At 67.5% G+C, this 8,857-nt stretch carries 11 protein-coding genes; 3 read left to right on the forward strand and 8 right to left on the reverse strand.

The window, feature by feature from the left end:
- Positions 1–128 precede the first annotated feature (128 nt).
- Positions 129–656 (forward strand): hypothetical protein, encoded by a 528-nt coding sequence (locus tag KBZ04_RS10850; protein ID WP_254991945.1) that lies wholly within the window; start codon positions 129–131, stop codon positions 654–656.
- Between the two features lie 10 nt (positions 657–666).
- On the opposite strand, the gene KBZ04_RS10855 is transcribed toward KBZ04_RS10850, so the two are convergent.
- Positions 667–2,241, reverse strand: coding sequence for a class I SAM-dependent methyltransferase (locus KBZ04_RS10855; protein ID WP_254991946.1), 1,575 nt, complete (start codon positions 2,239–2,241; stop codon positions 667–669).
- A 136-nt stretch (positions 2,242–2,377) separates the two neighbouring features.
- Here KBZ04_RS10855 and KBZ04_RS10860 point away from each other — a divergent pair, with 136 nt between their 5' ends.
- Complete coding sequence (locus KBZ04_RS10860; RefSeq protein WP_254991947.1) at positions 2,378–2,647, forward strand: NifU family protein; 270 nt, start codon at positions 2,378–2,380, stop codon at positions 2,645–2,647.
- A 32-nt stretch (positions 2,648–2,679) separates the two neighbouring features.
- On the opposite strand, the gene KBZ04_RS10865 is transcribed toward KBZ04_RS10860, so the two are convergent.
- Both KBZ04_RS10865 and KBZ04_RS10870 read right to left on the reverse strand, forming a co-directional pair.
- Positions 2,680–3,147, reverse strand: a complete 468-nt coding sequence (locus KBZ04_RS10865) for a type II toxin-antitoxin system VapC family toxin (RefSeq protein WP_254991948.1) — start codon at positions 3,145–3,147, stop codon at positions 2,680–2,682.
- On the reverse strand, positions 3,144–3,395 hold the full coding sequence (locus KBZ04_RS10870; RefSeq protein ID WP_254966016.1) for a type II toxin-antitoxin system Phd/YefM family antitoxin: 252 nt from the start codon (positions 3,393–3,395) through the stop codon (positions 3,144–3,146). The genes KBZ04_RS10865 and KBZ04_RS10870 overlap by 4 nt, the downstream gene beginning before the upstream one ends.
- Before the next feature lie 133 nt (positions 3,396–3,528).
- Between KBZ04_RS10870 and serS the strand changes: the two genes are divergently transcribed.
- On the forward strand, positions 3,529–4,821 hold the full coding sequence (gene serS, locus KBZ04_RS10875) for a serine--tRNA ligase (RefSeq protein WP_254991949.1): 1,293 nt from the start codon (positions 3,529–3,531) through the stop codon (positions 4,819–4,821).
- On the opposite strand, the gene KBZ04_RS10880 is transcribed toward serS, so the two are convergent.
- From KBZ04_RS10880 to KBZ04_RS10900, 5 genes are all read right to left on the reverse strand, one after another.
- Positions 4,802–6,403 (reverse strand): class I SAM-dependent methyltransferase, encoded by a 1,602-nt coding sequence (locus KBZ04_RS10880; protein ID WP_254991950.1) that lies wholly within the window; start codon positions 6,401–6,403, stop codon positions 4,802–4,804. The genes serS and KBZ04_RS10880 overlap by 20 nt on opposite strands.
- Before the next feature lie 9 nt (positions 6,404–6,412).
- Entirely contained in the window at positions 6,413–7,054 is a 642-nt protein-coding gene (locus KBZ04_RS10885; protein WP_254991951.1) for a prepilin-type N-terminal cleavage/methylation domain-containing protein, read from the reverse strand.
- Entirely contained in the window at positions 7,051–7,611 is a 561-nt protein-coding gene (locus KBZ04_RS10890) for a prepilin-type N-terminal cleavage/methylation domain-containing protein (protein ID WP_254991952.1), read from the reverse strand. Before KBZ04_RS10890 ends, KBZ04_RS10885 begins: the two co-directional genes overlap by 4 nt.
- Entirely contained in the window at positions 7,608–8,243 is a 636-nt protein-coding gene (locus tag KBZ04_RS10895; RefSeq protein WP_254991953.1) for a hypothetical protein, read from the reverse strand. Before KBZ04_RS10895 ends, KBZ04_RS10890 begins: the two co-directional genes overlap by 4 nt.
- Positions 8,240–8,857 (reverse strand): hypothetical protein (locus KBZ04_RS10900; protein ID WP_254991954.1); only part of this gene is annotated, 618 nt, incomplete at its 5' end. The genes KBZ04_RS10900 and KBZ04_RS10895, both read right to left, overlap by 4 nt.

The following is an 8,857-nucleotide window of genomic DNA, read 5'->3' on the forward strand; positions in this document are numbered from 1 at the left end:
TTGCCGCACTTTCTCGAACTCCTCTCCAGCCTAAGGATTCCACTCAGCTCCAGCGATCCGGCCGACGCCGGCTCCGATCTCGAAGCCGCCCGGCGTTGGCTCGGGCTCAACGCCCCAGCCATTCGGACTTGATCCCAGCGGTGATCGCCGATGCCGGCCCGCTCATCGGGCTCTCCCGAATCAGGCGGCTCGGCTTGCTGCGCGATGTGTTCGGGCAGGTCCTGATCACGCCGGCCGTTGCGGCGGAACTTCGGATCACGGGGCCGGAGCCAGACCTTGCGCTCTTTGACGGGCAGGAGGATCTCGCCGCGGCCCTGGTCGAGGGCTGGCTGCGCCTCAGTGAACCGGGCGGAACTGAGGCCTACCAGCCGCTCAACCCAGGCGTCGATGCCGGCGAAGCCAGCTGCATCGCCCTGGCGCTGGGGAGGCTCCAGCGGGGCCTGGAGTCGCTGCTGATCCTCGACGACCGCGCTGGCCGCGCCGAAGCCCGCCGGCTGGATTTGGAACTCACCGGTACGGCTGCGGTGGTGGCCATGGCGCGCCTGCGCGGGCTGATCCCCGCCGCCGGCCCAGTGCTACTGAGCCTATGCAGTAACGGTTACTTCCTCGGCGAGGCCACGGTTGACACCGTCCTTCGGGCTCTGAACGAGCGCTGAAGGCGCCGGGCTACGCAGTGGCCTGGGCAAGGCCGAGCCGCCGCAGCACCGGCAGCCGCTCGCGGGCGAAGGTCTCCCAGAACTCCTGCAGCTGGCCCAGGGCCTGCTCAGGGTCCTCGATCGGTTGTCCCTCGGGGTCTTTCACAGTGGCGCCGGCCATGCCCATGCCCATCCATACCAGCTGCGCCATGTCTTCGGGCGACAGGTCCGCGTGGGCGACCTGCAGGAAGAAGGCCTCCAGCAGGGTGATGGCGACGGGCTGCAGCAGCACAGGCGAGAGCAGGGCGCCGATCTCCTCACCCGCCGTGATCTGCTCGAGACAACGTTGATTGAACGCGGCGATGGATGGCCCTGACGCTTCAGCTCCCTCGCCGACGCCCACGCCCACCACTCCCGCACCGACGAGAACGGAGAGCCGCATCAGCCCATCCTCGAGCTCCAGCTCGGCCTGCTCCAGCAGCCAACCGAAACTCTCGGGCTGGGCGGTAAGCACATTCTTCAAGGTCCCAACGAAGCTGGGATCCACCCCCAGGCGGCCAAGTGCCGTGTCGAATTCACACCTGTCGTCCTCCGCTCCAGCGCAGGAATGCAGCCGCAGGTCCGCCATGGTCTGGCGGCGCCATGGCGTCGATGGCGGGCAGGCCCCCCGGGCGAAGAGATCACGACGGAAGGTCTGATTGGTGGCCAGATCCAGCAACACCTCTCGCATGGGCAGATCGGCCGCCCCCAGAACCAGGGCACGCCGTTCCGGGTCCAGCATCCCGGGGAACATCTCCGGCAGCGTGGCTGAACCGATGTGGGTGAGTCCATGGGCCCCGCAGAGCCGGTGCATGGGGCCCACATAGAGGGGTTGATGGGCCGACTGGTATTCCCCCACCAGGTAGGACTCCGGCATCGGCTGCAGACCCTCGACCAGGCCGCGGAGCTGCGGCAGCTCCTTACCGAGGGGCCAGTCGTGGCCCTCGGTGCCGGTGAGGCTGGTGAGGGTCTCTGCGGCCCTGCGAATGCCGGCCGGGGAGGTGCTGCCACCGGCGCGCAGGGCCTCTTCCACACTCAGCATCTGCAGGGTGCTGCGCGACAGCCAGCCCGGATAGGTGTTGTAGGAGCAGTAGAAGATCCCCCCCGGTCGCAGCACAGATCCCGCCGCCGCGATCAGGGCCTCCCTCACCTCGGGCCCCACCCAGCTCGCCAGCCCATGGGCGACCACAAAGTCGTAGGCCTCCGGCCAAGCGCGGCAGGGGCCGGTGCTGGGACGGCCGCCGGCGAAGGTCGTCAGATCCGCCAGGGCGAAGTGCACGTTGCCCAGGCCCAGTGCTTCCGCCTTGGCGGTGGCGCTGGCGACGTGGGTGGGGTTCAGGTCGAGCCCGTAGAAGTGGGCCTCGGGGTGGGCGGCGGCGTTGAACAGGAGGTTCAGGCCGTGGCCGCAGCCGAAATCGAGGTAGTGGAAGGCCGAGCGGATCAGGCCGGGATCGAGCCGATGGCGGCCGCCCATGAGGGTCGCCAGCACGAGCCAGGACACGGACAGTTCCCGGTGCAGGAAGGCCCCGTAGGTCTTGTCGGTGGGATAGGCGGGCGCGAAATCCATCCCGGTGGTGCAGGCGCAGTGCGCGCAGGATGCCTCAGGAAACGGACTCCGCCAGCTGGCGCCCGACGGACCGACCGTGCGCCTCGTCTGAACCGGCCCCGGGCTTCCTAAGCTCTGGGCAAACAATGGAGTACCCATGACCACCGAGACCACCACCGCAACGGGCACCGACCCCCGCGCCCTCACGATCGAGAACGTCGAGCGCACCCTCGATGAGCTGCGCCCCTACCTGATGGCCGATGGCGGCAACGTGGAAGTGGTCGAAATCGACGGCCCGATCGTCAAGGTGCGCCTGCAGGGCGCCTGCGGCTCCTGCCCCAGCAGCACCATGACCCTGAAGATGGGCATCGAGCGCAAGCTGCGCGAAGCGATCCCGGAAGTGAGCGAAGTGGTTCAGGTGCTCTGAAGAACCTTCCTGCAGCGGATTCCTCCCAGATCTCAAGGGTCTGGGCCGATCCAGTGGTGGTCCAGGCCCAGGGCGGTGGCGGCCTGAATCATCGCCTGGTCGGCCGTGGTGAGGATCAACTGCTCCCGGCTGGCGATGGCCAGATGGAGGGCGTCGCCACTGCGCAGCGGCAGGCTCCCCACCTCCTGCAACCACTGCCTGGCCAGCAGGAAATCCGTTCCCCGCGGTTCCAGCAATTGCAGGCGCTCGCGGCGGAAACACTCAAACTCGGCGTGGACGGCCCCGGCACGATCACCGCTGAGATCACCCCGGCGCACGCACAGAGAGACCACACCGGCGAACTCCACCAACACCCAGTGGCTGACCCAGAGAGGAGCATGGCCCTGGTCGAGCAACCACTGCTCCGCCGCAGGAAAGCCGGCGTCGTTCAGAAAAAGGGACAGCACCACGCAGGTGTCCACATACGCCGCCGCCATGGGATTCCGGCGTTGGGGCGTCATCCCCGATCGCGTCGCAATTCACCAACAAGGGCAACCGCATTCCCCGCAAAGGGGGGCTGGTTGCCATGAAACCGCCGCAGCCGCTCCGGCCAGGGAAGCGCGGCATCCTTCGATAGCGCCGGGATTTCACGCACCAGTCGGGCCACCGGTTGGCCGCGGCGGGTGATCACCACCTCATCACCCAGCTCCACCGCATCCAGCAAGGCGGAGAGCTGTGCTTTCGCCTCCGCCAATCCAACGGATCGCATGGTCAGATGGTCAGATGGTTTTTTGAGCTTAGGGCCGATGCAGCGATGGGCCTCAGCCCCAGCCGCAGCCAGATCTTGAATTCAGGCCTGGAACCCCCGGTCCGTAGGCTGCCCTCAAGACGATGGCCCTCCCGTGCTGGATCAGCGCCTGCTGCGCAACGACCCGACGCTGATCACCGCCCCCTTGGCGCGGCGCGGCCTGGCCACCGACCTCTCCGGCCTGCGGCAACTGGCCCTTGAGGCCCGCGACCTGGAGCAACGGCGCAGTGAGCTGCAGGCGGAGGGCAACCGCATCGGACGGGAGGTGGGCGAGCGGATCCGGGCCGGCGCCGCCCCGGGCGGCGAGGAGGTGAAGGAGCTGCGCGAGCAGGGCAACCGCATCAAGCAGCAGGTGGCGGAGCTCGAAGAGCAGGAGAAGGGGATCGAGGCCCAGCTGCTGGAGCAGCTGATGGTGCTGCCCAACCTGCCCTCGCCCCTGTGCCCCACCGGCCGCAGCGAGGCCGACAACGTGGAGGTGAAGCGCTGGGGCACGCCGCGCGTCGCCGTGGAGGGCGAGGAGCTGCAGGAGCACTGGCAGATCGCCGAGCGGCTGGGCATCGTCGACACCGAGCGCTCGGTGCGCATCGCCCAGAGCCGCTTTGTGACCCTGCTGGGCCAGGGGGCACGGCTGGAGCGGGCCCTGATCAGCTTCATGCTCGATCGCCACAGCCAACGGGGTTACACCGAGGTGCTGCCGCCGATCCTGGTCAACACCGCCAGCCTCACCGCCTCCGGCCAGCTGCCGAAGTTCGCCGAGGAAAGCTTCCGCTGCGCCGACGACGACCTCTGGCTCACTCCCACCGCCGAGGTGCCGGTCACGTCCCTGCACCGCGGTGAGGTGCTGGGCGCCGAGCAGTTGCCGCTCAAGTACGCCGCCTACACCCCCTGCTTCCGCCGCGAGGCCGGCTCCTACGGCCGCGACACCCGGGGGCTGATCCGCCTGCACCAGTTCAACAAGGTGGAGCTCTACTGGTTCTGCCGCCCGGAGGACTCGGAAGCGGCCCACGAGCAGCTCACCTTGGATGCCGAAGCGATCCTCGAGGCCCTGGAGCTGCCCTACCGGCGCCTGGAGCTGTGCACGGGCGATCTGGGCTTCTCCGCCGTCCGCACCTACGACCTGGAGGTGTGGCTGGCGGGGGCCGGCACCTACCGGGAGATCTCCAGCTGCAGCACCTGCGGCGATTTCCAGGCCCGCCGGGCCTCGATCCGCTTCCGCGACGGCAAGACCACCCGTCTGCTGCACACCCTCAACGGCAGCGGCCTGGCGGTGGGCCGCACCATGGCCGCCCTGCTGGAGGCGGGCCAGCAGGCCGATGGCAGCGTGACGTTGCCCCAGGCGCTGGTGCCCTATTTCGGGGCGGAGGCGATCAGCGCCGCTTCGGTGTAGGCAGGCCCCCCAGGCGCTGCAGGATGGGCAGCCGTTGCTCGCAAAAATCAGCGATGAGGGCCGTCAGACGCGTCAGCTGCGCCTCGGGATCGTTGATCGGGCTCTTGTCGGAAGCCAGCAGGTGAACGCCCAACTGCTCCATACCCATCAGCACGCAGGTGCCAAGCATCGGCTCCTCCAGCCCCTGGGCCCTGGCCTGGTGGATCAGCACATCGACGACACTGACCGGCAGGGCCGTACCCACCTCCGGAAGCATCAGGGAGGCATAGGGCCGGCCCCCAGCGATCAACTCCATCAGCACGCCATTGCAGCGCTGCACCTGGGCCGACAGCTTGCCGGCAGTGGCCAGGCGGGCGCGATCGAAGCCGATCCAGCCGGCATCAAGGAACAGGGCCAGGATCATCAGCAGTTCCGCGGCCGACCGGCCGCTGTGCTCCTGCAGCTCGGCCACCGTGCAGGCTCCGGCCGCCAGGCGGTCCGCCACCGGGCCATACACGGCAGGGTCCCCCTGGACCTGGCCGAAGCTGGTGCTGAAGCTGAACGACTCCTCCCCCCAGTCGGTCACCGGGGGGAACTGCAGGGGCCGCAGGCCCAGAACGCCGATCCGCAGCTCCGCATCCTGAAGGGTGAGCGGGTCGAGCCCCTTGACGAAGACATCGCGGCGAAACGCCTTGTTGGTGGCCAGGTCGATCATGGTCTGGCGGATCAGGGGATTGACCTCCGCGAAGATCGGGCCCTGCAGGGACGGGGCCAGCAACTGCTCGAAAGCCTCGGGCAGGGTGGCCGTGCCGAGGGGATGCAGCTTGTGGGCCTGACACCGCTGGTGCAGGTCGGCCACGAAGAGCGGTTGCCAGCCGTCGTTGGCGAACTCACCGCAGAGGTAATCGAAATGGTCGGGATTGAGGCCGGCGAGATCCTCCCCCAACTGGGGTATGGCATGCCGCAGGGCCGAGGGCTGGTCGTCGCTGCCAAGCAGGGACTGCATGGCGGCGATGGCCCGACGCAACGGGGCACGGGGATCGGCGGGATCGGCCCGGCGGCGCTCCAGGGTGTAGAGCGTCTGGAAGGTGGTGCGCCCCAGCCAGCCCGGATGGGTGTTGTAGGAGCAGTAGAACAGACCGGCCGGCCGCAGGGCCGCGGAGGCCACGGCGAACAGGGCCTGCTGCACCGGCTCGCTCACCCAGGTGGCGATGCCGTGGGCGGCCACGTAGTGGTAGCCGCCACCGCAGGCCGGGCCCGGTCCGAGCAGGGATGGATCCTCGGCCAGGGCAAGGAAATCGGCCTCCAGAAAGCGCACGTTGGTGAGCGCCAGCCGGCGGCGCAGCCCCTCGGCATGGCTGATGTGGGAGGGATTGAAGTCGATGCCGAGAAACGTGCCCTCCGGGTGGAGCGCCGCCAGCAGGCAGAGGCCGAAACCCATGCCGCAGCCGAGTTCGAGGTACTGAAACGCCTGACCCTCGTCGCTGCGGGGGGGGGAATGGCCCTTGAGCAGGGCGGCGAAATCCAGCCAGCCTGGGGTCAGTTCCCGGAAGAAGCCGCTGGTGTAGGTGGAGTGGGAGTAATAGCCGTGGTCCCAGGCCATGCCGGCGGCTTAGGAGAACATCCGCACACCGGTGGTGAGCGTGATCGACTCCAGGGGGGTGGTGCCGCCGTTGTTGGGGACGTCGAAACTGAGTTGAAGGGTCACGGTGCGGCAATCGGGGGAAACATTGGCCGTGAAGGTGTTGACCCCGTCGACCAGCACCGATCCGGTCAGGTTGGTGGCATTGAGCTGGCCGTTAGCGGCGATACCGGGCCCGTCGCGGCGCAGCTCGGTGAGGCCGGTGGTGCCATTCACCGCCGTGTAGAAACGGATCACCCGCGAGATCGGAGCCGCGTTCGGGCCGGTGTTGAACGGGACCAGCAGCCGCACTTCGTTGGCGGCTCCGGTGGTGCAGGCCGTGGTGCAGGGGGAGGGGGTAGGCATCGTCGCGCCGTTGACCCAGTCCGTGGGGGCCGCCGCCCCTGCGGAGAAGGCGCAGGCCTCGCGGGATTCCACCGCCAGGAAGGAATTCATCTTGGCGATGTCGCGCTGCACCTGGGTGTTCCAGGTGACCCGGCTGGTGGTGCGGATGTGACTCACCGCCACGCTGGCGATCGAGGCCAGGGCAATGCCCCCGACAACCACCCCCACCAGGAGTTCCACCAGGGTGAAGCCTGGGCTGGCGGCGTGGGGGCGATGGAGATGCGTCATGCGCGGTTGAACTGACTGGCGTCGCAGGCGGTGCCGACATTGCCGGTGGTGTTGTTGTTCCCCAGCCGCAGCAGCCCAAGCAGGCCGGTGACCTGAACGCAGCGCAGGGGCAGCTGGCCGTCGACGCTGATGCGCACCTGGATGGGGACCGTGCTGGAAACGGCCCCCCGCGGGGTGAAGGTGATGGTGTTGGACGAAGCCCCCACGTTGTAGGAGGAGGCCCCCAGCACGGTTGCAGGAAGATTGAGCGTGCTCTCGGGGGCACAGGTGGGTGGGTTCACCGAAGCCAGTTGAGCCCCGGGGGCCCGGTTGGTGCCAGTGGTGACAGTGACGGTGCAGTTGGTGCCGGTCTGGTCGGGCGTGCGGGCGATCACCTCCAGCCAGGAGGTGAGCTCGAGGGCGGCGGCATTGACCCGCTCCCGCCGCCACTGCACCTGGTTGGCCGGCACCACCACGGCCGCCACCACGCCGAGCACCGCCACGGTGACCATGATCTCCATGGTGGTGAAGCCCTGGGCCCCTGGCCGGGATCGCGCTGGCGGGAGGGGAACCTTCATGTGCAGAAGTTGGCCATCGGCGGGACGATGCTGATCAGCCGCAGATCCCGGGTGGTGGGCACGGTCTCCCGGTAGATCACACGCAGCACCTTGTTCGGCTGAATGCTGACGACCCGGGTGATGTTCTGGGCCGCCAGGGGATTGGGCAGGGCGTTGACGGCCGTCAGCAGTGGTGTCATCACCGGCGAGGTGACGGTGTTGTTGGCGCAGAACTCGGTCACCGCATCCGGCTCCCGGGCCGATGTGGAACCCGGGATTGGGGAGGCGGTGGAGAGGTCGTCTTGGGTGGGGAAGAAGAAGGCGCTCCTGCGGGGATTGTTGGTGAGACAGGAGGCGGTGGCAGTGCCTGAATCACGCGAGGGGAAGGTGGCCAGGCCAGTGGCGGCGTTGAGGGTGGCCACCAGGCAGGTGCCGGAGCAGCAGGTGAGGCGGTCGGCCACGCCACGAACGGTGGCGATGTCGGATTCAATATCCTCGTTGATCTTGATCTGCAGCCGGGCACTCACCGAGCTTCGATTGATGCTGTCGATCAGAACGGAGGTGCCGGAACTCACGATCAGCAGCATCACCAGCAGGATGAGGGGCTCAACGATGGTGAACCCGCCGTTAGCCGTGGGATTAGGGCGGTTCATGGACCGTAGTTGCGGGCATTGGTGACGCTGCGGGCCACCCAGTCTTCACCCACCCAGGGAACGAAACTGATGTCGTCAAGCAGGGAACTGGCCGCAACAACAGCACCCAGGTTGTTGGCCGATGAGGGGGGGACGCGGATGTGGATATCTCCGCAGGGCTTGAACGATTGGGTCCAGATGCGGCCGTTGAAGATCCAGGAATCATCCGCACTGATGCCGGGAGCTGTACCGGGAGGGTTATAGCCAGCACAACCATAGGATTTGAGCTCGAAATAACCCACAGGCATGTAGAACCAAGCGCCCGAAATACGGCCAAATCCAGCTGCTGTGCTGATCACACCGAAATTGACGATCTGCAAGCTGCCGCTGTCGCGCCCGAAGATATTGAGGTCATCGGGATCGCCCACCAGGGCCACGTCTGTTTCCGGTACGGGTGTGGTGCAATTGTTGACGGGAGCGCCAGCGCACTTCACCAGCCGCAGGAAACCCCCATTGCCCACGGATATCAACGGGTTGGACTCCACGGTGGGGTTCACATCCGTGAAGGAGTTGCCGCGCAGATCATCGGTGCGGGTGTAATAGAAGGAGATCGGCCCCCCGACGGTGTCGAGATA

Origin of the sequence: Cyanobium sp. N5-Cardenillas, from assembly GCF_024345515.1 — a bacterium.
Lineage (GTDB): Bacteria > Cyanobacteriota > Cyanobacteriia > PCC-6307 > Cyanobiaceae > Cyanobium.

Bases quoted from the DNA above. Each gene is read 5' to 3' on its own strand.
- KBZ04_RS10855 (WP_254991946.1), bottom strand. From the start codon at position 2,241: ATGGATTTCGCGCCCGCCTATCCCACCGACAAGACCTACGGGGCCTTC.
- KBZ04_RS10860 (WP_254991947.1), top strand. From the start codon at position 2,378: ATGACCACCGAGACCACCACCGCAACGGGCACCGACCCCCGCGCCCTC.
- KBZ04_RS10865 (WP_254991948.1), bottom strand. From the start codon at position 3,147: ATGACGCCCCAACGCCGGAATCCCATGGCGGCGGCGTATGTGGACACC.
- KBZ04_RS10870 (WP_254966016.1), bottom strand. From the start codon at position 3,395: ATGCGATCCGTTGGATTGGCGGAGGCGAAAGCACAGCTCTCCGCCTTG.
- KBZ04_RS10880 (WP_254991950.1), bottom strand. From the start codon at position 6,403: ATGGCCTGGGACCACGGCTATTACTCCCACTCCACCTACACCAGCGGC.
- KBZ04_RS10885 (WP_254991951.1), bottom strand. From the start codon at position 7,054: ATGACGCATCTCCATCGCCCCCACGCCGCCAGCCCAGGCTTCACCCTG.
- KBZ04_RS10890 (WP_254991952.1), bottom strand. From the start codon at position 7,611: ATGAAGGTTCCCCTCCCGCCAGCGCGATCCCGGCCAGGGGCCCAGGGC.
- KBZ04_RS10895 (WP_254991953.1), bottom strand. From the start codon at position 8,243: ATGAACCGCCCTAATCCCACGGCTAACGGCGGGTTCACCATCGTTGAG.